Here is a 25,858-nt window from a genome sequence, read left to right as displayed (position 1 = left end):
CACCCCCTTAGGCTTGACGCGCCTGTTCACGCAAACGATGCTTCAACAATTTCCCTGTGGCGTTCCTCGGCAGCTCGTCCATTTCCTCATAGAGTTTCGGAATCTTATAATCCGCCAGGTGTTCTTGCAAAAAGAGACGGCATTCATTTTCCATATCTGTCATTTGCCCGGTTTGAACGATGTGCGCTTTGACGGTCTCGCCCCAATCTGGATGTGGAACGCCTACGACAGCCACATCTTCAATGTGTGGATGCTGCAACAAAAGCTCTTCTACTTCGCGTGGATAAATGTTGACACCACCCGAGATAATCATATCCTTTTTCCGGTCAATGACCCACAAGTATCCGTCCTCATCCTTTTCGCCCATATCCCCTGTAAGCAGCCAGCCATCACGGAAGGTGGCGGCCGTTTTTTCTTCATCTTTATAATAGCCTTTCATAATTCCTTCACCTTTTAGTGCGATTTCGCCCACTTGGCCGTTTCCTACTTCTCGCCCATTTTCATCAACAACGCGCATTTCACAATGAAGCGCCGCACGTTTCCCTACACTGCCAGCTTTTTCATCATGCTCCTGTGGAAGCAGCAACGTCCCGCTTGGTCCCGCTTCCGTCAGACCATATAAACAGCAGAGGCTGTCCGTTTCAAACTGCTCTCTCACAAACTGGACTTCTTTTTTAGACAGAGGCGCGCCTCCATATGTCCAATATTTCACCCAGCTCAAATCCGTTTCCTTCACTTGTGGATGCTTGGCCGTCATTAAATAAGCGACAGGTGCTCCGAAAAAGTGTGACGCCCGTTCGCTCGAAGCAAGCTCAAGCAATAAGTCTGGAGTAAAAGTAGGAGCGATGATGTGCGTAGCACCGACGAACGTGCCCCCTGCTAAAAAGAGATGCAGAGGCGCGGAATGACTGAATGGCATCATATGAAGCATACGACTGGTTGGCTTCATTTCCAGTTCCACAGCCATCATCGAAGAGACCGTCAAAATATTTTTGTGGGTAAAGACAACCCCCTTCGGCTGCCCCGTTGTCCCTGATGTATATAAAATCGAAGCTTCTTCATCTTCATGCGCTTCGTTCACCATTTCCAGCGGTTCTTCTTTTGCAAGGATTTCAGAAAATGATTGCCATGCCCCGTCCGCCTTCCCTGTTTTTATGAATGTGCCCTCTCTTTCATCTGCAAGTCCTCTCACTTGATCAATAAGCAAATCATGTGTGAGCAAAGCGACGGCATCACTGTGGTCGTAAATATACGTAATTTCATTCAATACTAATCGAGCATTAATCGGGACGACGATCGCTCCAAGCCGGTGGATGGCAAAGTAACTGATGACAAACTCCTTCGTATTCGGCATATGGATGATCACCTTATCTCCAGCCTGAATCCCTGACCTCATCAAACCTCTGGCAAACTGGTTCACCTGACTGTTCCACTCTTGATAGGTCATACGTTCTTCAGGTGTAACAATCCCTTCTTTTTCCGGGTATTTACGAGACTGGTAAGCTAATAATTCAGAAAGATTCATACAGGATCTCCTCTCCGTTCCTTCAATTCTTCTTCGAATTTGTCGAGCCACTGACCCATTTCTGCTTTTAACTGTTCCAACTCCCGAATCCGGTCGTCCACCTCCTGCATTTTTCCTCTGCCATAGGTAAGCGTCCGTTCAAGCTGACGGACACCTGAGGGGTCCTGGTCGAAAAGATGGATCATTTCTTTGATTTCATCAAGCTGGAAGCCATACTTTTTCCCACGAAAAACAAGCCCGAGGCGTGTCAGATCCTTCGGAGAAAAAGAACGATGCCCGCCCGAGCTGCGGGAAGGTCTGACCAGCCCAAGTTCTTCATAGTACCGGATGGTCCGCTGAGTCACATCAAATTTTTCGGCCACTTGTTGTATAGATAAACGTCCTGTCATTCGATCCCCTCTCATTGAATGAAAATTCTAACAATTTTAATATACCATTAACGTTAACGTAAAGTTCAACTATAAAAAAATGGAAATTACCAATTAAAAAAGCACCTTACTAAAAAAGTGCTTTCATAAAGTATAGCTCCCTATTCTTGAAGACTCAGTTTCGAGACTTTTGTTGAGTTGATGGGGGCTGCGGGGAATAGCTCGCTTTCCGCGGGAGCGCGGTGAGCCTCCTCGGACTTCGTCCTGTGGGGTCTCACCATGCACTTTTTTCCCGCAGGAGTCTCGCCATTCCCCTCCGCCCTTTACCATATATGTATCTCGAAACCACTTCCGGAACAAGCTGCTTTTATGTACATAGTTATTGGAGGGGAATGAACTCCTAAGGGCGCTACTCTTCCTGTGAAAGGCTTGTTATAGAGCGCTTTATGCTTATAACACTAGGAAAGTTGAGGGCACCCTCCCGCAGTAAAGGTGTTCGTTTTTCACCTTTATCGAATGGGGTGGTTGGGAAGCTGCGAGACTCCCGTGGGAGAAGGAGATAGACGAGATCCCGCAGGACGTAGTCCGAGGAAGCTCGGCGCTCCCCCACAGGAAAGCGAGTAGCTTCCCAGCCACCCCTAACGCTCATCCGAAGCAACGAACACCGAAACATTTCGAAATCGCGTCTTCCACAATCCTGCCATATTCTTTAATAAAGCAGGTAGTTATCTTTCTTTGGAGTGGAGGAGGAATAGGAAAGCTAGAAGGGAGGCTGGGACGTTGTCGCGGATGTTCCATTCGACCAAATATCCAGGCATTTCTTCAAATCGCTCCGCAGCTTCGCGGGGAATAGCCCCTCTTTTAATAACTGCCCATAAATTCCCTTCATGGTCTCTAATCTTAAAATGCCCGATGAAGTCGTCACCTTCTGCGCTCCAGCGGCATTGATCTCCTTCTATATAGCGGGTGATGCGCTGGCCGGTCGTTTTATTTTTGGTTTGCTTTGTGTAAGCCACATAGGCTCCTTCTTTGTGCTGGATATATCCTCTCCACTTAAAACCGCCTTTTTTCTCAATCTGATAAAGCTGTTCGCCGATTTGGTTTTTGAAAGTGAATATGGCCGGTCTAAAGTGGTCATAGGAAAATACGGCTGTAAACATCGTTAAAGCTTTATGTTTCCACTGGATGTTTTCCTGAATTTCACCATAGCTCTTCCCATCCATATCAAACAAGCCAGCCTGAAAGGATTTAAGCTTATTCTGCCCCATATACATTCTTGCAGGTACTCGTTCTAAGGAATCTTGCGTAGGGTCCCGTTCAAAATCCGAAACGGTTTTAGATTTTTGAAGATCGGCATAGCCACCTTTTAGAAGTCCAGCTCCTGTGATGGCAAAAATCGCTGCGTAAACGACAGAAATAATAAAACTGCTGGGATTGAATGTGACCATACCTAGAATAAAAACGATAGATATGAATGAGAGAAGTGTTCCGCTCCATAACTGTCTTCTTGCATCTTGATAAATCATGTTCTGAACAAGCGACATCTTATATCCTCCTAAAAAAAGAAGCTTTACTATAAGTACGAATGAAAGCGAAATAAGTTTCAAAATTATGTAAGAAAAAGACTCCTCCGATGAAGGAGAAGTCTCTGTGTTTTACACGTATTCGATTGGTGTAACAGCTTCTTCTAAAAGTTGATCAAGCTGTTCCGTATATTCCTGCTTTTGCTGCTCACTGTAATTCAGGGCTTTCGCCATATAATCGATAACGGATGTTTTATGATCACGTACCCACTGAATATTAAAGAATAGTGCGGCCGTTCGTCTGACAAAGAAGTCGACAGGCTTGTACGTCATTTCTTCTTCCAGAGCATATACAAGCTGGGCAAAGACCACTGGGTCCACCCCTTCTTGGGATGCTTCTTCTTTACGATCCTTGAAGTTGTTGAAGACTTTGTCGACATTTGAACCGTATAGCTGGATCAATTTATCGGCATCTTCTTGACTCAGTCCTAGAGATTCACCGATCTGAACCCGCTCTTCTTTAAATTTCTTGAAGCCTTTGGAACCTCCAACATCGCCACCAGAGATCGGCATGTTTTTTGTTTCGGAATCAGAATAACGAATGCCGTACTCTTCCATCAGTTGATCACGAACAAGATCTACAGCGGTTTGTGCCATTTTGCGATACCCGGTAAGTTTTCCACCGGCCATGGAAATGAGGCCAGAATCGGAAACGAAAATTTCATCTTTACGAGAAATCTCGGACGGATCTTTTCCTTCTTCATGGATCAGTGGACGCAGGCCTGCCCAGCTTGATTCTACGTCGTCAGCCGTGACATCAACGGTTGGGAACATCATCTTCATTGCGTTCAGAATATAATCGCGGTCCTCTTCCGTCATCGTAGGATGAGCGATTTCCTGATCGTAGGTTGTGTCCGTTGTTCCGATATAGGTCTTACCGTCACGCGGAATGGCGAAAATCATGCGGCCGTCCGGGCTGTCGAAATAAATTGCCTGCCTCAATGGGAAGACAGACTGATCAAAGACTAGGTGAACCCCTTTTGTCAGCTGCAGAGTTTTGCCTTTTTTCGAACCATCAATTTCACGAAGCTCATCGACCCACGGCCCGCCTGCATTGATGATTTTTTTCGCTTTGACATGATACTGTTCTCCTGATACCGTATCTTCGACTTTTGCACCAACGATACTTCCATTGTCATCATAAATGAAGTCCACGACTTTTGCATAGTTGGTCGAACATGCACCATGCTCTACGGCTTTCTTCATGACTTCGAGCGTAAGGCGGGCATCATCTGTCTTGTACTCCACATAGTACCCTGCGCCTTTCAAACCATCCCTTTTCACAAGAGGTTCCCGTTCAACAGCTTCATCTGCACTCATCATCGTTCGACGTTCCGCTTTTTTTACTCCTGCAAGGTAGTCATACACACGAAGACCGACATTTGTGGAGAACGGCCCGAAGTTTCCGCCTTCATGAAATGGAAGCATCATCCATTCTGGTGTCGTCACATGAGGGCCATTTTCATAAACGATCTCCCGCTCTTTCCCTACCTCAGCGACCATTTTCACTTCGAACTGTTTCAAATATCTCAAACCGCCGTGCACCAGTTTCGTGGAACGACTGGACGTACCTGCGGCATAATCCTGCATTTCAACAACTGCCGTTTTCATGCCACGGCTCGCTGCATCGAGAGCGATTCCAGACCCTGTGATTCCACCGCCTATGACGAGAACATCCCACTCTTCCTGGGTTAAACGGTTGAACTGATTTTGTCTTTCGTAACTAGAAAATGATTGCATGCTATCTCTCCTTCTTCCGTTGTCTTCAAATTTATGGTCTGATACGGGTATTCCCTTTTTCAGCAAAGAATATGTGTCGGATTGCTCATCGAGTGCTCATTCATGTCATAAAAAAAGAGACCACGAAAACTCTTATGCGGATTGCATAAAGCTTCGTGGTCTCTCCGTATCTCCGACCGTTTTCATTAACTTGTAACTCAATTATATCAGAGAGGGAGATGTTTTCAAGGATTTATTCTTCTTGTTTGAACACCCTTGTCGCTTCCACAGCTTTTTGCCAGCCTTTGTATAGTTTCTTACTTTTCTCTTCATTCATACTAGGCTCGAACTCTCTTTCCACTTTCCATTGATTCGCGATTTCCTGTCGATTTTCCCAGAAACCTACTGCAAGCCCCGCAAGGTAAGCTGCACCAAGAGCTGTTGTTTCATTAACCTCCGGACGCTCAACCGTCACATCAAGCAAATCACTCTGGAACTGCATCAAGAGGTTGTTTTTGACGGCACCTCCATCGACACGAAGTTTTTTCACTTCAATGCCTGAATCTTCGACCATCGCATCCACGACATCTTTCGTCTGATACGCAAGAGATTCAAGCGTAGCTCGTACAAAGTGAGCTTTGGTCGTACCACGCGTAAGACCGAAAACAGCCCCACGAGCTTCGCTGTCCCAATATGGCGTGCCAAGACCGACAAAGGCAGGAACAACGTAGACGCCGTCCGTAGATTTCACCTGACCGGCGATTTCTTCACTCTGTGGAGAAGATTCAACCATGTTCAACCCGTCACGAAGCCATTGGATGGCAGAACCTGACACAAAGATGCTTCCTTCCAAGGCATATTCGACTTTTCCATCAATGCCCCAGGCAAGCGTCGTCAACAGTCCATGCTCGGATTTGACTGCTTCTTCTCCGGTGTTCAACAACATGAATCCACCAGTACCGTAGGTGTTCTTACCCATCCCTTTTTCAAAACAAGCTTGTCCGAAAAGAGCCGCCTGCTGATCACCGGCAATTCCTGCAATCGGGACTTCTTTTCCGTAGAAGTGATAATCCACAGTATTCGCGTACACCTCAGATGAAGGCTTGACTTCCGGCAACATGCTCTTCGGTACATCCAGGATATCGAGCAGTTCGTCATCCCACTTCAAGTCATGAATATTGTACATCAATGTACGGGATGCATTGGAATAGTCTGTCACATGTGTTTTTTGTCCAGAAAGTTTGTAGACAAGCCATGTATCAATCGTTCCGAACATGAGGTCTCCGTTTTCCGCTTTTTCTTTCGCTCCGTCAACATTGTCTAAAATCCATTTCACCTTAGTTCCTGCAAAGTATGGATCGAGTAAGAGACCTGTTTTATCTCTGAATGTATCTTCCAACCCTTGTTTTTTCAATTCATTACAGATGCTCTGCGTTTGACGGGACTGCCAGACGATTGCTTTATAAATCGGTTTGCCCGTGTTTTTGTCCCAAACGACTGTAGTTTCACGTTGGTTTGTAATTCCAATGCCTGCGACCTGACTCGCTTCTACATCTGATTTTCTTAATACATCCGCAATACACGCAAGAACAGAAGTCCAAATTTCGTTCGCATCGTGTTCTACCCAACCTGGTTTTGGAAAATGCTGCTCGAATTCTTTTTGAGCGGTTTCTACAATCTGTCCTTCATGGTTGAACAAAATCGCTCTTGAACTTGTTGTACCCTGATCGATCGATAAAATGTACTGTTTCATGATTCCACTCCTTTTTCAGATTTCTGCACTTTTTTCAGCTCCACACGCATGGAGGAAAGTAAAATAAGTAAAATGATGATGGTGCCAATCCAGAACCAGCCATTCGCATTCGTTTCGAAAATGGCTTGATAAAATAACCCGCCATAGACGCCGCCGATTACCGGGCCGAAAACTGGGATCCATGAGTACCCCCAATCCGAGTCCCCTTTTCCTGGAATCGGTAACAGAGCATGAGCTAGTCGTGGTCCTAAATCACGGGCTGGATTGATTGCATAACCCGTTGTCGCACCAAGGGACATCCCGATCGCTACAATCAATAAACCGACAATGAGAGGGTTTAATCCCTGTGTAAAATCATTCGCGCCGATAAACAAGATTCCCATGACTAATACAAATGTTCCGATGATTTCACTGACAAGATTTGAAATCGGACTGCGGATGGCTGGGTCTGTACAGAAAATCGACTTGATCGCCAACTGATCTTCTGTATCCTTCCAGTGAGGAAGATAGTGAAAGAAAACGATGACAGCTCCTAAGAATGCACCCGCCATCTGCGCGGTAATATACATCGGAACTTTGCTCCAAGGAAAATCACCGACCGTTGCAAGTCCGAGTGTAACGGCAGGGTTGATATGAGCACCTGTCACTCTCCCTACAGCGTAGACACCCATCGCTACGGCAAGTCCCCAGGCAATGGTAATCAGCACCCAGTTCCCTTCTGCTTTTGTTGCTTTTAAATTGGCACCTGCGATGACTCCGCCCCCGAAAATAATGAGGATCATGGTGCCAATCAGCTCACCCATGAATTCAGTCATGATGCGATCTCCTTTCTGTGTACCACGATTGACGTACAAAAAACCACACAACATTAGTTTGATCTAATCATTGTGTGGATAATCGGGTCAGCCTCTTCACGAAAGGTGATTATGTATTCTCGCTGTTAAAATGCCATAATTCAGAACGTGAAGTAGAGACTGCAGAAGCACCCGAGGCAAGCGCTTGATCAACTTCTTGCTTTGAACGAATCAAGCCTCCAGCAATGACAGGAATGCCGATATGCTCCTTGATCTCTTTTATCATTCCCGGTAATACGCCCGGTAAAACTTCAACGAAGTCCGGCTCAGTTTTTTTAATGATCTTCACATTATGTTCAATCGCCTGGCTGTCGATTAAAAACAATCGCTGGACAGAAACAAGATGATACTTTTTTGCTTGTTGAATAACATGAGCTCTCGTTGAAATGACACCATCAGGCTTCACTTCCTGCCCTATGTATTCCATGCCATAATCATCCGCTTTCAAACCTTGAATCAAGTCTACGTGGACAAATACTTTCTTACCAGCCTTTTGTCCGATCTTGACGAGTTTTCTTAAGAGACCTAACCGGCTCTCCAAAAGAATAATATAATCCGTTTCACTTTCTAACAAGGCTTCAAATTCTTTGATTTTTTTTACTGCAGGCAGAACCGACTGTGTCAAAGTCATTCTTCTCCCCCGTTCTTTCTCCGTTCTTCCATCTGTTCTTTCGTATAGATGAGCTGCATCGGGTTTCCTCCGACGAATGCACCTGCAGGCACATCTTTATGTACCAAGGTACCAGCAGAGACAACGGCACGGTCACCGATTGTGACACCAGGAAGAATCGTCGTATTCGCTCCAATCAAAACCTCATCCCCAATCACAACATTTCCGAGACGGTACTCTTCGATCAAATATTCATGAGCGAGAATCGTTGTATTGTAACCAATGACCGAATTCCGCCCTACCTTGATTTTTTCGGGAAACATAATATCCACCATGACCATCAAGGCAAAAGCCGTTTGATCGCCCACCTTCATATGGAGAAAAGTCCGGTACAACCAATTCTTCATAGAAAGAAACGGGGTGTACCGGGCCATTTGAATAAAAAAGAAGTTTTTGACCACTTTGAAAAACGGGACCGTCTTATATATGTGCCAAAGTGAATTGGCTCCTTTGACCGGGTGGCGTTCCGTTTTCCTCATACAGTCATCCTCCTGTAATTTTTAATAGATCACGCATATTATCAAGCATGTAATCAGGGTTCAAGTCGTCGAGTACTTTTCTTCCTTTAACCGTCCAGGCAACCCCGGCTGTTTTCGTTCCCGCATTCTGCCCTGCTTCGATGTCGTGCGTGTTGTCTCCGACCATCATCGCCTCAGAAGCTTGCGAATCCAAGTGGTTCAAAGCCTTCACAATCGGTTCAGGGTGTGGCTTCGCATTTGTAACATCATCAAGCGTGACGACCGTTTCAAATAGTCCATCCAGATTTGTCAGTTCAAGACCCATATGAACGGTATTCCTCATTTTCGTCGTCACAATACCTAATTTGTATCCTTGTTCTTTCAGTGTTTCAATCGTTTCCACCACGCCCTCATAGGCTTTCACGTAACGGTTGTGGTTTTCAATGTTATGTTTACGGTACGTCTCGACCATTTCCTCCACTTTGTCAGGGTTCACTTTTTGCAGGCTCTCCCTTAAAGGAGGACCAATAAAGTCGAGAATTTCTTCACGCTCATAAAAGCGATCAGAATATTGTTCAATCGTATGAGTAAAGGAAGCGATGATCAATTCATTCGTATCGATCAACGTCCCATCTAAATCAAAGAGAATGGTACGTATGCTCATTGGAAGGATCCTTTCTTTTCTGTTGTAGTCTGTTCCAAACGAAGCCGACGGCAGCCGTTAACACAATCGCCGTCAATAGACGGATCAAAAGCAATGGCCAAACCGGAATACCGAGCGGAATAAAGATCAGCGTATCCTCAACGACCGCGTGACAGGAGACAAGGAAGAGAATGGCTAAATACATATCTTTCCTTGAAACGCCGTCCTCTTCCACTGCCTGAATCATCAAGCCTGCACCGTATGCGAGCCCAATAGTCAGTCCTGCGACAAGGGTCATCGATGTGTTGCGTTCCATTCCGAGAAACCTAGTTGCAGGAGCTACCCAGCCTGAAAAACGGTCAAGCCATCCTTTTTCACGTAGATACTGCATGAAAATCATCAAAGGGATGACAATCAATGCAAGCTGCACGATCCCCATGAAGGCGGTTTGCACGCCCTGAAAAATGATCTCTGTCCATCCATTCGGATCGGCTGTCTTCTCAGGCGCAAAGCCATATTTCGCTGTTTCGCCTCCGCCTTTCCAAAAAACGTTGATGAGGGCAGCCGAGACCAATGCGAGACTCAACCGGACGCCGGCTACAAACCACCAGCTCACACCTACCCTTTTAGCAACCGTCGATTCGATCAGTAAGTTATGGGAAAAGGAAAGCATTACGGCAAGAATGAACACTTCTTTTACCGTGAATTCGAAAGATATGATCGCCGCAATGCCTGCATAAAGGTTTAAAAAGTTACCTAAAACAAGAGGAACAGCAGCTTCACCGGATAGTCCGATCCATCCCATCAAAGGTTCCAGTTTCTCCATCACCCATGGGAGGACCGGCGTGTATTGAAGAATCGTGACAATTAACGTTACGGGAAAAATGACTTTTCCGAGCGTCCACGTCAATTCCAATCCCTTTTTACTTCCGCGTTTTAAAATCCCCTTCATGCTACCTGCTCCCTTATTTTACTTTCTTTCCGTTATAATATTTATTCGCCATACCATTCTTTCTCCGGTAAAGGATCGCAATGACCGCTCCAACGACAAGCACGATGGAGATAAATTGTGCCGTACGAATCTCACCAAAGAGATAAAGGCTGTCTGTCCTCATACCTTCTACAAAGAAACGACCAACAGAATACCAAATCACATAGCTTAAGAACACTTCTCCGCGGCGAGGATTAAATTTATGACGCAAAACTAACAGCAATATAAATCCGATGATATTCCACACAGATTCATATAAAAAGGTCGGGTGATAGACCGTACCATCAATGCACATTTGCTGATTGATAAACCCGGGTAAATACTGCATAAAGTTATTATAAAAAGATTCGGATACCGGACCGCCGTGGGCCTCCTGGTTCATAAAGTTTCCCCAGCGACCAATCGCCTGCCCCAGAATAATACTTGGTGCAGCAATGTCCGCCATCATCCAGAAGGATAATCCTTTAATTTTCGTATAAATATAAGCAGTCAACACTGAGCCAATCAGTGCACCGTGAATGGCGATCCCGCCTTCCCACACGGCAAAAACTTTCCACCATGGTCCACCAGCATAACGATCCCATTCAAAAATGACATAATAAAGCCTGGCACACACGATGGCTGCCGGAATCGCAAATACGACGATATCGACCATGTAGTCTTTTTTCAAACCGAGACGTTCGGTCTCTCGCGTTGCAATCCATAGTCCAAGAAAAGCTCCTGTGGCAATAATTAAGCCATACCAGTATATCGAAATTGGACCGAACTGGAGGAAGACCGGATTCAACGGTTCAGGTGTACACATCATTAGTGGTTTCCTCCTTTACTCCTGCGTTTGATCTTGGTCGATAACTTTCGTCAAACGCTCTGAAAACTCTTCAGCAGCATTGACGCCCATACGCTTCAAACGGAAGTTCATAGCAGCAACTTCTATAATGACAGCAAGGTTCCGACCAGGACGAACAGGAATCGTTGCTTTCGGAACTTGAACATCCATGATCTTCATCGTTTCTTCTTCTAAACCAAGACGGTCGTATTGTTTGTTCTTTTCCCATAATTCAAGGTTGATAACGAGCGTGATCCGTTTGTAACTTCGAACAGCTCCCGCACCGAATAATGTCATCACATTAATAATGCCTAGTCCACGAATTTCCAAAAGGTGTTCAATAAGCGGAGGGCTGTTTCCGATTAACGTGTCATAATCCTCCTGTCGAATTTCAACACTATCATCAGCCACAAGACGATGCCCTCGCTTAACCAGCTCTAGGGCCGTCTCACTTTTACCGACACCACTTTGGCCCGTAATCAAAACACCGATACCATAAATGTCGACAAGCACACCATGGATAGCCGTAAACGGAGCAAACTTGGATTCCAGATAATTCGTCAGGCGGCTAATCACTCTTGTCGTTTTATATGGCGACAACATCAGCGGAACGCCCGCGTCATTGGCAGCTTCATAAAGCTCATCAGGAATATCCATTCCCCGGGTAATAACGATTCCAGGCGTTACATCTGTACAAAGTTTTTCCGCTCTCTCTCTCCTCTGATCTTTCGTCAGTTCATTAAAGTAAGAGAGTTCTGTCTTGCCGAGCAGCTGTAGACGATCTTTCGGATAAAATTTGAAATACCCTGTCATTTCTACTCCAGGACGAGAAATATCACTCATATGTATTTCACGGTGGACGCCGTCAGCACCGGCAACGAGTTCAAGCGCGAATTGTTCTAACAAATCTTGTGTACGGACCTTGCTCATTTGTCCATCAACCTCCTCTTTCATCAATCACTGTCCCCTATTGTAGCATGTTTTCAATAAATCTTGGATAGGGAGGTTTTTTACTAGTATTTCCATCTAGAAAATCCTCTTTACCGGAGCTAACTTATTCAACTATCTGGCAGGATTGTGTAAGACTAATTCGAGATGCTTGTGTGCGTTTAGGGGCTACGGGAAAAGGTTCGCTTTCCGTGGGCGAGTGATGAGCCTCCTCGAGCTAACGCTCTGCGGGGTCTCATCTACCACGCACTTCCCACAGGAGTCTCACCGTTTCCCTCCGGCCCTTTACCATATGAGGCTCTCGAAATCGCTCTTGAAGTACCCTGCCTAGTTCTGTAGTAAAATCCACCTTAACCCCGTCGATATAGGATTCTCAACCATAAAAGCTTCTCTTACTGGAAGGTAGTTTCGAGAATCTCTTCCGGCAAGTGGGCGGAGGGGAATGGCGAGACTCCTGCGGGAAAAAAGTGCTTGGTGAGACCCCGCAGAGCTAAGCTCGAGGAGGCTCATCGCGCTCCCGCGGAAAGCGAGCCATTCCCCGCAGCCTCCATCCACTCAACAAAAGTCTCGAAACTGAGTCTTCAAGAATCGGGAACTTTAGTGGAAGAAAGAGAACAAAAAAACCGTATGAGTGGGCTCATACGGTACGGGGGTTATTTTTTCATATCCTTGAATAAGCTGTTCAATACAAGGTTGATCAGGGATATGATGATGGCGGCAATGATGGTCATGCCGAAGCCATCAATCTCAAAAGTACTTCCTAGGAATGCATCCGTCAGCCATAAGGTAATGGCGTTGATGATGAATAGGAATAGACCGAGCGATAGGATCGTAATCGGTAAAGTGAGGATCACTAAGACCGGCCTTACGATCGCATTGAGGATCGATAAAATCAGTGCCGCGAGCAATGCGCCTCCAACACCGTCAATCATTACGGAATCAAAGAGTGCTCCCACCGCAATAATGGCGATGGCGTTGACGACGATGTGGATTAACCAATTCTTCATAATTTCAGCCTGCCTTTCATGAATCGTTCTCTTCTCAGAGCTGGACAGGAGGTTGTACGGTAACAGAACCCGTCTTCGTCTCTGCTTCTATATGATATGCATTTTCAAATTGTTCGTACGCTTCGAATTCCAACATCTTGTTGGTAACATCTTTTCGGTCTTTTAAGATCTTGTAATTCTCCAATTCACATTGAATTTGACCGAATTTCGTTCTCAAGACCCCATCGACTTTCTTTTCTGTAGGAAGAGATACTTGTATTTTGCCAGTCGTCGTCTTATAAAAACCTGTGTGCGCTTTTGATCCGCTATAATCAACCGTTATACCGCTACTGACCGTAGAAGCATCCGCTTTTCCAATATCTCCGGAAAGTGTAATGGCTCCATTGATTGTGTCTGTTTCACACTCTTCGAAAGTACCCTCTTGCAATTGAATAGCGCCGTTTCCGGTTTGTATTTTACATGTCTCCCCAGAAAGCTGCTTCGCTTTAACAGCTCCATTTGATGTTTTCATCTGGAAATGATCACTCTTGATATTCTCAAGGTCAAGATTTCCATTCGTTAATTGTGATTTGATAAATTCGTATTTTTTATTCGGAATGAATAAATCTACATTCATTTTCATCTTTTTAGATGGGCTTGCGATGCGAAGGAGACCATTTTTAATCTCCATTTGTGTTTCATCATGAAACCTTGCTCGCGCTTCTTCTTCTGTTTCCACCTGATAGACTTTAACCTGATAGGAAGCTTTTACCTCCTCCTGGTCCCAAGTATGGAGTTTTAAAGAACCGTTGGATATAGAAAGGTCGGCATCATGAAATTCCTCTTTCGGAAGAACCGTATCATCGGTGAATTCGACGTATTCCCCAAAAGACAAATCGAAATCTGCATTTTTAATTTTTTCCATGGCGTCATCCAGGAAATTTCTCAGACCGTATTTAGACTTATCGCGTTGCTCTGAATCTTTAGGAGAAGGTTCTTCTACAGCTTCCAATAGTTTCGCGCCTTCTTCTGCAGAGATGGTGCCTTTTTCGATCATTTGTAGAATTTTCATACGTTCTTCATTCATAAGATCAGCTCCTTTTCATCTCTTACGTTTTTCCCTATTGAAAGGGTTCAAAAACTAAAAAACACCTGAGAAAACTAAGTTCGTTTCTCAGGTGTAAGGTGTCATTGAAAGTTGTACGTGTAAAAGCGTTCCGTTTTCAGCCGCTCTAATTGTTCGGATGCCTGATCATGATCTTCAATCAAGCTCATCATCCCGTCAGCCTGGGAGAGGTGGGCTTTGATGGCCGCCAATTTTCTTTCCCAGTAAGGTCGTACATCCGTAATGATCTCAGGCTTCCCTAAATCTTGTTCCGAGTGATTGGAAATGGCATGCATCCACACTTGAGGACGGTTCTCCTCTGCCATGTTTTCCACAGCCTCGATCACGGCTGCACCAAGCGCGTCATGATCCGGATGAACAGCATATCCAGGATAGTGCGTAATGATAATGGTAGCTCCTAATGATTCAATACGTTTCTTCAGGTGCTCAGCCACTTGCTGTCGGGGTTCAAACTCTAATGTTTTATCCCTGTAGCCAAGCATTTCAACATCTATATCCAACTGTTTCGCTGCTTCAGCCAACTCCTTTTTTCGAAAAGAAGAGAGCGTTTCGCGATTAGCGAATACAGGGTTGCCCATGTTTCGGCCCATCTCCCCGAGCGTACCGCATAGATAGGTAACCGGTACGCCTTCATCACGGAATTTAGAAATCGTACCAGACGCTCCGAACGATTCATCATCGGGATGAGGGAAAATGACAACCACTCTTTCTTTACTCATCAGGATCCGCCTCATGTGAAAAAGGTGTTTCGCTGATTTCAAGAGCGACCATCAAACGGCCTTCACGGTCATGGCCTGCCATGAGCAGCCGGTTCTTCTCATCAATTTCGTAATCCGTCAATCCTTCGGCATATACCCAGCCTAAGTCCAGTTTCAGACCTACACGGTATGATCCTCCGGTACTGACAATTTTCCCGTGTTGGTAAGAGACTTGCGCGTTTCGGATGAAAGCCCCGACGTTGTAGGCATTTTCATCGAAATGGCTCGCATAAGCCCCGTTCGTCGTTTCTAAGTGTACATAAACTTCTTTATTCGCTAGTTGATCAATCTTTTCTTGAACAACTTTTTGTTGAATGGCATCCACTCGTATTCCTCCCGTCAAACGATTCTTGTTTAACGATACTCAATTTAGAGGCAAGCGTCAAAACATCTACTTGTTCCCTACTTTTTCACGGGCATTCATTTTCTTATCCATCCGTGCCCTGTCCCTTTCCAGGACCGGTTTTAAATAACGGCCCGTATATGAAATCTCCTGCTCTGATACATGTTCAGGAGTGCCGCTTGCAATAATTCTTCCCCCGTTTTCTCCACCTTCTGGTCCGAGGTCAATGATATGGTCGGCTTCTTTGATGACATCAAGGTTATGCTCAATGATCAATACGGAATCACCGTTATCAACAAGTCTTTGCAACACTTTCAGTAATCTTGAAATGTCATCGACATGCAGACCGGTTGTCGGCTCATCCAGGATATAAAAGGACTTTCCATTCGATCGGCGGTGGAGTTCACTTGCGAGCTTCACCCGCTGAGCTTCTCCTCCCGACAGTGTAGTGGCGGGCTGACCGAGTTTAATATATTCCAGTCCTACGTCGGCAACCGTTTGAAGCTTACGCTTAATCTTAGGAATGTTCGCAAAGAAGTCAAGCGCTTCTTCAATCGTCATGCCTAATACATCAGCGATGCTCTTTCCTTTATACTTCACTTCCAATGTTTCACGGTTATACCTTTTCCCATCACAAACTTCACAAGGGACATAAACGTCTGGCAGGAAGTGCATTTCAATTTTAATGATTCCATCCCCGCGGCAGGCCTCACAGCGTCCACCTTTCACATTGAAACTGAATCGTCCTTTTTTATACCCTCTGATTTTCGCTTCATTCGTTTGTGCGAAAACATCACGAATATCATCAAACACACCCGTGTAAGTAGCCGGGTTGGAACGTGGCGTACGGCCAATCGGGGATTGATCGATGTCAATCACTTTATCCAGATGTTCCATCCCTTCGATCGTTTTATGCTTTCCTGGTTTTTGTTTCCCATTGTGAAGTTTCATTGAAAGGGACTTATACAAAATTTCGTTAATGAGTGTACTTTTACCGGAACCGGAAACTCCTGTTACCGCTGTGAACACTCCGAGCGGAATTTCTGTATCCACTTTTTTAAGGTTATTTTCTTCTGCTCCTTTTATTTTCAAGAAGCGGTCATCCGCCTTCCGACGTTCGGCTGGCAGAGGAATGAACTTTTTGCCTGAAAGATATTGACCCGTCAAGGATTTACGGCTTTTCATCACCTGTTTTGGTGTTCCTTGAGTGACGATATCTCCTCCGTGAGCGCCTGCTCCTGGTCCGATGTCGATCAAGTAGTCCGCGGCCAGCATCGTATCTTCATCATGCTCAACGACAATCAACGTATTATCAAGATCACGCATTCGTTTCAGGGTATTGATCAAACGGTCATTATCACGCTGGTGAAGGCCGATCGATGGCTCATCGAGCACATATAAAACACCAGTAAGGGCAGAACCGATTTGGGTCGCAAGACGTATACGCTGGGCTTCACCACCGGATAGCGTCCCTGCCGAACGCGAGAGGGTTAAATAATCCAGACCCACATTCGCTAGGAAACTGAGACGTTCGCAAATTTCTTTAAGAATCATTCGGGCGATCGTTTCTTCCTTTTCCGTCAACTCAAGGGCCTCGAAGAACTCCTTCGCTTCAGTCACGGAATAATCGGTTGTGATGCCGATATGCTTTCCATCGATCAAGACCGCCAGCGCTTCTTCATTCAATCGATTTCCTTTACATTTCGGACACGGTTTTTGAGCCATGTACTTTTCCATCTGTTCACGAATGTAATCCGAGCTCGTTTCACGGTAACGGCGAGAAATGTTTGGAATGACGCCCTCGAAGAAAATATCGTTTTCCCTTACTTTTCCAAAGTCATTTTCGTAGCGGAAGTAGATTTTGTCCTCACCACTTCCATAAAGCACTTTCTCTTTATGTTCTTCCGGCAGGTCACGGAACGGTTTATTCATATCGATTCCGTAATGGTCGGAAACACTTTTCAGAAGCTGAGGATAGTATTGAGAACTCTGCGGTTCCCAGGCAGCAATCGCATGTTCATTCAAGGAGCGACTCCAATCCGGGATGACAAGGTCGATGTCAACTTCAAGCTGTGTGCCTAACCCGTCACATCGGTTACAAGCTCCATAAGGGCTGTTGAATGAGAACATTCTCGGCTCTAATTCACTGACGGAAAAACCACAGATTGGACATGCATGGTGCTCACTGAACATCAGCTCTTCTTCACCGATAACGTCCACAATCGTGTGCCCGCCACCAAGTTTAAGAGCTGTCTCAATAGAGTCAGAAAGTCTGCCTTCCACACCTTCTTTTACGACGATTCGATCGATGACGACCTCAATCGAGTGCTTTTTATTTTTTTCGAGATTTATTTCCTCGGAAATTTCGCGCATTTCCCCATCGACTCGAAGGCGGATATACCCTTCCTTCTGGAGCTGTTCAAAGACTTTCGCGTGTTCTCCTTTTCTACCAGATACAACCGGTGCAAGGATTTGGAGTTTCGTCCTTTCCGGATATTCCATCACACGGTCGACCATCTGCTGAACCGTTTGTGAACTGATTTCCACTCCGTGCTTCGGACAAGTCGGACGACCGATGCGGGCGAACAACAGACGCAGGTAGTCATAAATTTCCGTTACTGTACCTACGGTTGATCGTGGGTTACGGCTGGTTGTTTTCTGGTCGATAGAGATTGCCGGGGACAGGCCTTCTATGGAATCCACATCGGGTTTGTCCATCTGACCTAAAAATTGTCGTGCATAGGCACTTAGTGATTCAACGTAGCGTCTTTGTCCTTCCGCATAAATCGTATCGAAGGCCAAAGAAGACTTCCCTGAACCGGACAAACCGGTCATGACGACCAGTTTGTTTTTCGGGATGTCGATATCGATATTTTTTAAATTGTGAGCGCGTGCTCCTCTAATACTGATATGTTTACTGGCCATACTCTTTTCATCCCTCCGCTTTTAATTCCAACAGCACATCACGCAGTTCGGCTGCCCGTTCGAAATCGAGGTCGCGTGCGGCTTGTTTCATTTCGGTTTCCAAATTGTCGATCATTTCCTGACGTTCTTTCTTCGTCATTTCTGAAGGCTTCTTACCTGTATCATAACCAGCTTCGTCTTCGGCTACGTTCGTCGCTTTAATCACGTCACGTACTTCCTTCTTGATCGTTTTCGGTGTGACCCCATGCTTTTCGTTATAAGCGATTTGTTTTTCACGACGTCTGTACGTTTCATCAATCGCAAACTGCATGGACTTCGTCATCTTATCCGCATACATAATCACTCGGCCGTTTTCATTACGTGCCGCTCGACCAATCGTTTGGATGAGGGAGCGGTCGGAGCGCAAGAAACCTTCCTTGTCCGCATCCAAAATAGTGACGAGGGAGACTTCGGGAATGTCCAGTCCTTCACGAAGCAAGTTGATTCCGACAATAACATCGTATTTACCGACCCTTAAATCACGGATGATCTCAATACGTTCCAGTGTCTTAATTTCCGAGTGTAAATAAGCAACCTTGACTCCAAGGTCTTTAAGGTAATCGGTCAGATCCTCAGACATCTTCTTCGTTAATGTCGTCACGAGGACGCGTTCATTCTTATCTTTCCGTTTATTGATTTCCCCTACAAGGTCATCAATTTGACCATGGATCGGGCGGACGTCTATTTCAGGATCCAGCAGCCCTGTCGGTCGAATGATCTGTTCAATCATTTTCGGTGTATGTTCAATTTCATAAGGACCCGGGGTCGCGGAAACATAAGCAATCTGATTGATATGTTCTTCAAATTCAGGAAACATGAGCGGCCTGTTATCCATTGCTGAAGGCAGTCGGAAACCATGGTCCACCAATACTTGTTTTCGCGCTCGGTCCCCGTTATACATTCCCCTCACTTGAGGAAGCGTAACGTGAGACTCATCCACCATCATAAGGAAATCGTCTGGAAAATAATCAAGCAGGGTATAAGGTGTTGCGCCTTCTTCTCTGAAAGTCAGGTGTCTCGAATAGTTTTCGATTCCAGAACAAAAGCCCATTTCGTTCATCATTTCCAGATCATAATTTGTCCGTTGTTCAAGACGCTGGGCTTCCAGCAATTTATCTTGGTCACGCAATTCCTTCAGACGGACTTCCAACTCTTTTTCTATATTTTTAATCGCTTTTTTCAGCTTTTCTTCACGCGTGACGAAGTGTGAAGCAGGGAAAATCGCTACGTGGTCTCGATCTCCCACAACTTCACCCGTCAGTACATCGACTTCACGAATGCGGTCGATTTCATCTCCGAAAAATTCCACCCGCATCGCATGTTCCTCTCTTGAAGCGGGGATGATTTCAACGGAATCGCCACGTACTCGGAACGTCCCGCGCTGAAAGTCGATATCATTTCTTGCATACTGGATATCTACAAGATTTCTTAATAACTCATCACGGTCTTTTTCCATTCCCGTTCGAATAGAAAGCACCTGGCTGCGGTATTCGTCGGGAGAACCGAGACCATAGATACAAGAAACACTAGCAACGATGATGACATCGTTCCGCTCAAATAGGGCAGAGGTCGCTGAGTGACGCAATTTATCAATCTCATCATTGATGCTCGCATCTTTTTCGATAAACGTATCTGAAGAAGGCACATAAGCTTCCGGTTGATAATAGTCATAATAACTGACGAAATACTCGACAGCATTGTTCGGGAAAAACTCTTTGAACTCACTATATAACTGTCCAGCAAGCGTTTTGTTATGGGCGATGATCAGTGTCGGTTTATTCACTCGCTCAATGACATTGGACATCGTAAATGTCTTTCCTGTACCTGTGGCCCCGAGCAATGTCTGATGCTTATCTCCTCGTTCAATCCCCTGAACAAGTTCCTCAATCGCTCGCGGTTGATCTCCTTGAGGTGAATACTGTGAAACTAATTCAAACTTCTCCTCCACGACGAAAACCTCCGTTCATTGTCTATACTCGTACTTTTTAGTTTACCACAACAGTTTACCATTCTAACATCAAACGAACAAACATTCGCATCTGAGTGTGCACTGTCAATTACTGGATGACCTGGTGTGGAATAAAATTCCACACCAGGTCATCCAGTTTATCCCATTTTCAACGATAAAAAAAGCACTTTGCAGGATGCAAAGTGCTTCGCTTATTAAGAATTCAGCGTTTGGTTGTATTCGTTGACTTCGAACAGATCGGTCAGCTCGATGTCTGGATTTTTATCTTTGAACCAACGTAGAGAGAAGTCGTTTTTAAAGAGGACAAGCGGATTGCCTTCTCGATCTTCTGCGAGCATGTTTCGTTCATCAAACAACGATTCATCCACCTGGTCTTCGTTCAACCAACGAGGGATGCGTTCCCCTAGAGGTGTTAATTCAATGTCCACGTTGTACTCGTTCTTCATGCGATATTCAAAGACTTCGTATTGAAGCTCACCAACCGCTCCGATGATATAATCTTCGAATCGATAGCGTTTGAACAACTGAATGGCGCCTTCCTGCACAAGCTGTTCCAACCCTTTTCGGAACTGCTTGGATTTCATGACGTTCTTCGCTGTTACTTTCTTAAATAATTCAGGAGGGAATTGTGGAAGCTCATCATACTCGAAATTGGACTTTCCGGTCACGATGGTATCCCCAATTCGGTAGACGTTCGGATCATAGATTCCGATAATATCCCCGGCATACCCCTCCTCTACGGTTCCTCGGGAAGAAGCCACAAATTGCTGGGATTGTGCCAGTTTAAATGTTTTTCCTGTACGGGAAAGCGTAACGTTCATCCCACGCTCAAATTTCCCGGAGCAGATTCTGACAAAAGCGATCCGGTCACGGTGCTGTGGATTCATGTTCGCCTGGATTTTAAAGATGAAACCAGAGAATTCTTCGTGATCTGGCGAAACGATACCCTCTGTCGATTTTCTCGGCGCCGGCTCAGGGGCCATATCAATGAATGAATTGAAGAAAGTTTCCACTCCGAACGGGGCGAGAGCACTACCGAAGAAGACAGGCGTCTGATCTCCGCGCATCACTTTTTCCATATCAAACGTATCCCCAGCTTCAGCAACCATTTCCATTTCTTCTTCCGATTCCTGGAACGTGGCATTCTCCGTCAACTCAGGGTGCTGATCAAGTTCGCTGTAAGGAATATATTCTTCTGCCTCGTTCCCTGTGTAATGAACAAATTGTTCATTTTCACGGTCGAAAACGCCTAAGAAGCGCTTGCCCATCCCTGCCGGCCATGTCATTGGATAGGTTTCAATATTCAACGTTTCTTCGATTTCTTCCATCAATTCCAACGGCTCACGGCCTTCACGATCCATTTTGTTGATAAAAGTGAAAATCGGGATGCCGCGCATTTTACAAACTTTAAACAGCTTGAGCGTCTGCGCCTCAATTCCTTTTGTTCCATCGATGACCATGACAACACTGTCAACAGCCGTCAATGTACGGTACGTGTCTTCACTGAAGTCTTCGTGTCCGGGTGTATCCAAAATATTTACTTGATAATCTTTGTAAGGGAAGTTCATCACACTGGACGTGACAGAAATTCCACGCTGCTTCTCAATTTCCATCCAGTCAGATGTTGCAAACTTACCAGACTTTTTCCCTTTGACCGTACCTGCAGATCGGATCAAGTTTCCGAATAATAGCATTTTCTCCGTCATTGTTGTTTTACCGGCGTCCGGGTGGGAGATAATAGCAAACGTACGGCGCTTTTTCATTTCGTTTTGTATTTGACTCATCGTGATATCCTCCGTTTATTAAGAATTTCAATGCATTAGGATGGGTAGGATATACGTTTTACATTGGCAGATTCACTCCATAAAAAAAGCGCTCACACACTCAAGCGCCTTCGTCGAATTTTTTGATTATACTTTGAAAGTTAGCATAACCCACATGTAAAATCAATCACAAAAACGAACACCTTCCAAATATTAGTGTACCAGGTCATCCAGAATCTGGATGACCTGGTCATACATTTATTCCTAAACCCCTCTCATTCTCTTTAGGTGTTCAAACCTGTTATAATGGGATAAAAACGATAGTAAGGATGCCAGTTATGCAGAGTTACTTATTACAACCGAACGATATAAAGAAAATTACTGGTCAAGCTTTTTACACACGTGGAAAGCAATATTTCGACCGGGGGAAAGTGTACGGTCTTTCTCATAATAGTGCGATTCGCTCATGGCGGGCAGTCGTTGCAGGTACGCACGACTATGAAGTCCGTGTTTTCTTTTTTGAGGACGAAGATGTGGAGGCGACGTGTGAGTGTCCAGCTTATGCCACCTACTACAAGTGTAAGCATATTGCGGCTGTCCTGATCGCCATCCGTGAAAGAACGTTAGAAGAGCTGGCGCCGAAACTAGCAGAAAAAGGCCGCAAATCCCAGTCCGGTTTGACGAACCAGGACCGTATGTTTGCGGTCAGCTTGTTCGAAGCTTTCAGACAGCGTCAGGAAAACCGAGGGGCACAGGACTTGAAGAAACCTCTTCAAATCCAATATTTCCTTCACCTACAATCGATTCTTGGCTCAAAAAGCCTCGGCTTGGAAATGAAGCTCGGAGAAAACTATCCCTATGTGATTAAAAACATCCGTGACCTGCTTGATCATATCCGAAAAGATCAGGCATACCGGATTACAAAAAAGTTCACGTACGATCCGGCAGAACACTCCTTTTCAGCTGATGATAAGGAAATTCTAAGACTATTACAGCTCGCTTACGAACAAGAGCAATTTTATGAGCAACAGTGGAATTCAGCCGAACCGAAAGTATTAAAAGTTTCTCCAACGCTTGCTACTCAACTGCTTCCGCTTTTAGAAAAGCAGCAAGCAGAGGTGATAGAGCGAGGGGAAAACGTGGGACTCGTCCGGTTCGAAGAGGAGTTCCCGAACCTTTCTTTTTACGTTTCGGAAGAACGAGGTCACTTTCATATGCACATGAATCATTTGAAAGATTACGATTACCTGTCGGATTACCACCTTCTCTATAAACAAGGCAGCTTTTATCCTGTCGATGCTCAGCAGGAAGAGGTCCTTCAAACGCTTTACACCATCCTTCCTTACAATTCGAATGGAAACCATACGGTAAGCCACAATGATATGGAAGGAATTGTATCGTATGTTCTTCCTGAGCTTGAGACCATTGCAGATGTACAGCTTGATCGCTCCGCTCAAGAAAAAATTGTGCAAGAGTCACTCGTTGCTAAAACCTACTTGGATTTTCAACAGTGGACACTCACGATTGATGTTAAGTTTCAATATGGTGACTTGTCGATCGATCCGTTCAATGAGCAGCCATTGAGCAATCAAACGATTGTAAGACGCGATCGACAGACAGAGCAGGAAATCATGCTGATCATTGAACTTGGCGAATTCAAGTTTGATGGAGAGATGGTCTATATTGAAGACGAGGACAAGCTGGATCAATTCCTTTATCACTACTTGCCAAAGCTAAAAGAGCACAGTGATGTTTACCTTTCCTCTTCCGTCCGTTCCCTTGTGGAAGATCGACCACTCGAACTGCAGACGTCGGTTGAACTGGAGAGCGACGGCAATTGGCTCGATATCAATTTTACCATCGATGGCATAAGTGATAACGATGTGACAGAAGCTCTTAAGGCCGTCATTGAACGGAAGAAGTATTACCGTTTATCCGACGGAGCACTCATGGCTTTGACGAGCGAATCCTTTGATCGTTTTCAAAAGCTCGTTGATGATCTGGACTTGAGCACAAAAGATTTAGAAGACAACCATTTCCAAGTCTCCACAGCCCGAAGCTTGCAAGTAGAGGATGCTTTGAATCCGAATGAAGCAGAAAGAAATCAACTTTTCCAAGAGCTTGTCGATCGTCTGAAATCACCTCAATCCTTTGAAATTGATCCTCCGGAAGGTCTGCAGGCGGACTTACGACCATACCAATTAACCGGTTTTCGTTGGATGAAAATGCTCAGTCATTACGGTTTAGGCGGTGTGCTCGCTGATGACATGGGATTAGGGAAAACCATACAAACGATTACCTTTTTGTTAGATGAAAAAATGAAAGGGAACATGACAGACCCGGCCATCATCATCGCTCCAGCTTCTCTTGTATACAATTGGAAAAAAGAACTTGAAAAATTCGCACCACAATTGTCGGTACAGATTTTGACAGGGGATCCAACGGCAAGACAGGAAGCGCTGAACGAAGCAGCAGAAAAAGATATTTGGATTACATCTTATCCATTGCTCAGACAGGACATCACTTCCTATGAAGAGCAAAAGTTTCACGCGATGGTCCTCGATGAATCACAAGCGATCAAAAATGAAACGACGAAAACGGCTGTGGCCGTTCGATCGATCAAATCGAGATATCGTTTTGCCTTAAGCGGCACACCGATTGAGAATTCCCTGCAAGAACTCTGGTCGCTGTTCCGGACCATCATGCCAGGATTTTTCACGAGCAAGAAAAAGTTTTTGCAATTAAAGCCGGAAAAAATCTCTTTGATGACGCGTCCATTCATTTTACGACGGATGAAAACAGAAGTGCTGGATGAGTTGCCAGATAAGATTGATACGGTCCAGTATTCAGAACTTACGCGGGAACAGAAAGAAGTGTACCTCGCCTACTTGGAGCGGATTCAAAACGATATCCAAGAAACAATTGCAACCAAAGGCATACAGCGAGGCAAACTCGAAATTCTCGCCGGACTTACGAGACTAAGGCAAATTTGCTGTCACCCCGGGTTATTCCTTGAAAACTACGAAGGACAGTCTGGAAAGCTTGAACAGTTGAAAGAACTAACGCGGGAGCTGAAAGAAGGCGGGCACCGACTGCTGATCTTTTCTCAGTTTTCAAGCATGCTGACCAAGATGCACGATGAACTTGCCAAAGAAGGGTTACAGGCCTTCTATTTAGATGGCAGCACGAAATCGGAAAAACGAATGGAAATGGTCGAAGCTTTCAACGAAGGAGAAAAAGATGCATTTTTCATCTCCTTGAAAGCGGGAGGTACCGGTCTGAACCTCACAGGTGCGGACACCGTTATCCTTTACGACCTCTGGTGGAACCCGGCCATCGAAGAACAGGCGGCTGGCCGTGCGCACCGCATCGGTCAAGAAAAAGTCGTACAAGTCATCCGGATGATATCAGAAGGCACGATCGAAGAGCGCATCTATCAGCTCCAACAGAAGAAACGCGATCTCGTCGATCAAATCATTCAACCGGGAGAATCGATGCTTACTTCCCTAAGCGAAGAAGAAATCAAGCAACTCTTCCAATAAAGAGCCGTTCCCAAACGGCTCTTTTTCTTTTGCTCGTAGTTCATTGGTATTTTCTGTATGACCTGGTCT

At 45.2% G+C, this 25,858-nt stretch carries 20 protein-coding genes; 1 reads left to right on the top strand and 19 read right to left on the bottom strand.

From position 1 onward, the window contains the following. Positions 1-7: 7 nt before the first annotated feature. From BLS23_RS04535 to BLS23_RS04445, 19 genes are all read right to left on the bottom strand, one after another. Positions 8-1,525 carry a class I adenylate-forming enzyme family protein gene (locus BLS23_RS04535; RefSeq protein WP_089651347.1) on the bottom strand — a complete coding sequence of 506 codons (1,518 nt, stop codon included), beginning with the start codon at positions 1,523-1,525 and terminating at the stop codon, positions 8-10. Beyond that, entirely contained in the window at positions 1,522-1,914 is a 393-nt protein-coding gene (locus BLS23_RS04530; protein WP_089651346.1) for a MerR family transcriptional regulator, read from the bottom strand. The genes BLS23_RS04535 and BLS23_RS04530 overlap by 4 nt, the downstream gene beginning before the upstream one ends. A 704-nt stretch (positions 1,915-2,618) precedes the next feature. Next, the gene (locus BLS23_RS04525; RefSeq protein WP_089651345.1) at positions 2,619-3,437 is read right to left on the bottom strand and encodes a hypothetical protein; all 819 of its coding nucleotides are present in this window, start codon (positions 3,435-3,437) and stop codon (positions 2,619-2,621) included. 111 nt (positions 3,438-3,548) lie between these two features. Further along, positions 3,549-5,216 (bottom strand): glycerol-3-phosphate dehydrogenase/oxidase, encoded by a 1,668-nt coding sequence (locus BLS23_RS04520; RefSeq protein ID WP_089651344.1) that lies wholly within the window; start codon positions 5,214-5,216, stop codon positions 3,549-3,551. Positions 5,217-5,448: 232 nt separating this feature from the next. Continuing rightward, positions 5,449-6,948, bottom strand: coding sequence for a glycerol kinase GlpK (glpK, locus tag BLS23_RS04515; RefSeq protein WP_374189718.1), 1,500 nt, complete (start codon positions 6,946-6,948; stop codon positions 5,449-5,451). Continuing rightward, complete coding sequence (locus tag BLS23_RS04510) at positions 6,945-7,763, bottom strand: MIP/aquaporin family protein (RefSeq protein WP_089651342.1); 819 nt, start codon at positions 7,761-7,763, stop codon at positions 6,945-6,947. Before BLS23_RS04510 ends, glpK begins: the two co-directional genes overlap by 4 nt. A 109-nt stretch (positions 7,764-7,872) precedes the next feature. Further along, the gene (locus BLS23_RS04505) at positions 7,873-8,433 is read right to left on the bottom strand and encodes a glycerol-3-phosphate responsive antiterminator (RefSeq protein ID WP_089651341.1); all 561 of its coding nucleotides are present in this window, start codon (positions 8,431-8,433) and stop codon (positions 7,873-7,875) included. Then, entirely contained in the window at positions 8,430-8,951 is a 522-nt protein-coding gene (locus BLS23_RS04500; RefSeq protein WP_089651340.1) for an acyltransferase, read from the bottom strand. Before BLS23_RS04500 ends, BLS23_RS04505 begins: the two co-directional genes overlap by 4 nt. Positions 8,952-8,955: 4 nt before the next feature. Next, positions 8,956-9,594: a pyrophosphatase PpaX gene (gene ppaX, locus BLS23_RS04495; protein WP_089651339.1), complete on the bottom strand. Its 639-nt coding sequence runs from the start codon at positions 9,592-9,594 to the stop codon at positions 8,956-8,958. Beyond that, on the bottom strand, positions 9,569-10,525 hold the full coding sequence (locus BLS23_RS04490) for a nucleoside recognition domain-containing protein (RefSeq protein ID WP_089651338.1): 957 nt from the start codon (positions 10,523-10,525) through the stop codon (positions 9,569-9,571). The genes ppaX and BLS23_RS04490 overlap by 26 nt, the downstream gene beginning before the upstream one ends. 13 nt (positions 10,526-10,538) lie before the next feature. Beyond that, a complete protein-coding gene (gene lgt / locus BLS23_RS04485) occupies positions 10,539-11,372 on the bottom strand; it encodes a prolipoprotein diacylglyceryl transferase (protein ID WP_089651337.1) in 834 nt (277 codons plus the stop codon). Between the two features lie 15 nt (positions 11,373-11,387). After that, entirely contained in the window at positions 11,388-12,320 is a 933-nt protein-coding gene (gene hprK, locus BLS23_RS04480; protein WP_089651425.1) for an HPr(Ser) kinase/phosphatase, read from the bottom strand. A gap of 671 nt (positions 12,321-12,991) precedes the next feature. Then, positions 12,992-13,345: a phage holin family protein gene (locus BLS23_RS04475; RefSeq protein ID WP_181898657.1), complete on the bottom strand. Its 354-nt coding sequence runs from the start codon at positions 13,343-13,345 to the stop codon at positions 12,992-12,994. Between the two features lie 34 nt (positions 13,346-13,379). Continuing rightward, positions 13,380-14,411 carry a DUF4097 family beta strand repeat-containing protein gene (locus tag BLS23_RS04470; protein ID WP_089651335.1) on the bottom strand — a complete coding sequence of 344 codons (1,032 nt, stop codon included), beginning with the start codon at positions 14,409-14,411 and terminating at the stop codon, positions 13,380-13,382. A 101-nt stretch (positions 14,412-14,512) separates the two neighbouring features. Then, complete coding sequence (gene bshB2 / locus BLS23_RS04465) at positions 14,513-15,169, bottom strand: bacillithiol biosynthesis deacetylase BshB2 (RefSeq protein WP_089651334.1); 657 nt, start codon at positions 15,167-15,169, stop codon at positions 14,513-14,515. Beyond that, the gene (locus BLS23_RS04460; protein ID WP_089651333.1) at positions 15,162-15,533 is read right to left on the bottom strand and encodes a YojF family protein; all 372 of its coding nucleotides are present in this window, start codon (positions 15,531-15,533) and stop codon (positions 15,162-15,164) included. The genes bshB2 and BLS23_RS04460 overlap by 8 nt, the downstream gene beginning before the upstream one ends. Positions 15,534-15,599: 66 nt before the next feature. Then, a complete protein-coding gene (gene uvrA, locus BLS23_RS04455; protein ID WP_089651332.1) occupies positions 15,600-18,476 on the bottom strand; it encodes an excinuclease ABC subunit UvrA in 2,877 nt (958 codons plus the stop codon). 7 nt (positions 18,477-18,483) lie between these two features. Continuing rightward, on the bottom strand, positions 18,484-20,463 hold the full coding sequence (uvrB, locus tag BLS23_RS04450; protein WP_089651331.1) for an excinuclease ABC subunit UvrB: 1,980 nt from the start codon (positions 20,461-20,463) through the stop codon (positions 18,484-18,486). A 215-nt stretch (positions 20,464-20,678) separates the two neighbouring features. Next, positions 20,679-22,268 (bottom strand): peptide chain release factor 3, encoded by a 1,590-nt coding sequence (locus BLS23_RS04445; RefSeq protein WP_089651330.1) that lies wholly within the window; start codon positions 22,266-22,268, stop codon positions 20,679-20,681. Between the two features lie 317 nt (positions 22,269-22,585). Here BLS23_RS04445 and BLS23_RS04440 point away from each other — a divergent pair, with 317 nt between their 5' ends. Then, positions 22,586-25,789, top strand: a complete 3,204-nt coding sequence (locus tag BLS23_RS04440) for a DEAD/DEAH box helicase (protein ID WP_089651329.1) — start codon at positions 22,586-22,588, stop codon at positions 25,787-25,789. Positions 25,790-25,858 lie beyond the last annotated feature (69 nt).

It is taken from the genome of Halobacillus aidingensis (genome assembly GCF_900104185.1).
GTDB classification, from domain to species: Bacteria; Bacillota; Bacilli; order Bacillales; family Halobacillaceae; genus Halobacillus; species Halobacillus aidingensis.
Note: the sequence above shows the minus strand (reverse complement) of the source record. Positions and strands in the feature narration are given on the sequence as shown.

What these genes read in the sequence shown, in the direction of transcription:
- BLS23_RS04535 (WP_089651347.1), bottom strand. Translation starts at nt 1,525, where the DNA reads ATGAATCTTTCTGAATTATTAGCTTACCAGTCTCGTAAATACCCGGAA.
- BLS23_RS04530 (WP_089651346.1), bottom strand. Translation starts at nt 1,914, where the DNA reads ATGACAGGACGTTTATCTATACAACAAGTGGCCGAAAAATTTGATGTG.
- BLS23_RS04525 (WP_089651345.1), bottom strand. Translation starts at nt 3,437, where the DNA reads ATGTCGCTTGTTCAGAACATGATTTATCAAGATGCAAGAAGACAGTTA.
- BLS23_RS04520 (WP_089651344.1), bottom strand. Translation starts at nt 5,216, where the DNA reads ATGCAATCATTTTCTAGTTACGAAAGACAAAATCAGTTCAACCGTTTA.
- glpK (WP_374189718.1), bottom strand. Translation starts at nt 6,948, where the DNA reads ATGAAACAGTACATTTTATCGATCGATCAGGGTACAACAAGTTCAAGA.
- BLS23_RS04510 (WP_089651342.1), bottom strand. Translation starts at nt 7,763, where the DNA reads ATGACTGAATTCATGGGTGAGCTGATTGGCACCATGATCCTCATTATT.
- BLS23_RS04505 (WP_089651341.1), bottom strand. Translation starts at nt 8,433, where the DNA reads ATGACTTTGACACAGTCGGTTCTGCCTGCAGTAAAAAAAATCAAAGAA.
- BLS23_RS04500 (WP_089651340.1), bottom strand. Translation starts at nt 8,951, where the DNA reads ATGAGGAAAACGGAACGCCACCCGGTCAAAGGAGCCAATTCACTTTGG.
- ppaX (WP_089651339.1), bottom strand. Translation starts at nt 9,594, where the DNA reads ATGAGCATACGTACCATTCTCTTTGATTTAGATGGGACGTTGATCGAT.
- BLS23_RS04490 (WP_089651338.1), bottom strand. Translation starts at nt 10,525, where the DNA reads ATGAAGGGGATTTTAAAACGCGGAAGTAAAAAGGGATTGGAATTGACG.
- lgt (WP_089651337.1), bottom strand. Translation starts at nt 11,372, where the DNA reads ATGATGTGTACACCTGAACCGTTGAATCCGGTCTTCCTCCAGTTCGGT.
- hprK (WP_089651425.1), bottom strand. Translation starts at nt 12,320, where the DNA reads ATGAGCAAGGTCCGTACACAAGATTTGTTAGAACAATTCGCGCTTGAA.
- BLS23_RS04475 (WP_181898657.1), bottom strand. Translation starts at nt 13,345, where the DNA reads ATGAAGAATTGGTTAATCCACATCGTCGTCAACGCCATCGCCATTATT.
- BLS23_RS04470 (WP_089651335.1), bottom strand. Translation starts at nt 14,411, where the DNA reads ATGAATGAAGAACGTATGAAAATTCTACAAATGATCGAAAAAGGCACC.
- bshB2 (WP_089651334.1), bottom strand. Translation starts at nt 15,169, where the DNA reads ATGAGTAAAGAAAGAGTGGTTGTCATTTTCCCTCATCCCGATGATGAA.
- uvrA (WP_089651332.1), bottom strand. Translation starts at nt 18,476, where the DNA reads ATGGCCAGTAAACATATCAGTATTAGAGGAGCACGCGCTCACAATTTA.
- BLS23_RS04445 (WP_089651330.1), bottom strand. Translation starts at nt 22,268, where the DNA reads ATGAGTCAAATACAAAACGAAATGAAAAAGCGCCGTACGTTTGCTATT.
- BLS23_RS04440 (WP_089651329.1), top strand. Translation starts at nt 22,586, where the DNA reads ATGCAGAGTTACTTATTACAACCGAACGATATAAAGAAAATTACTGGT.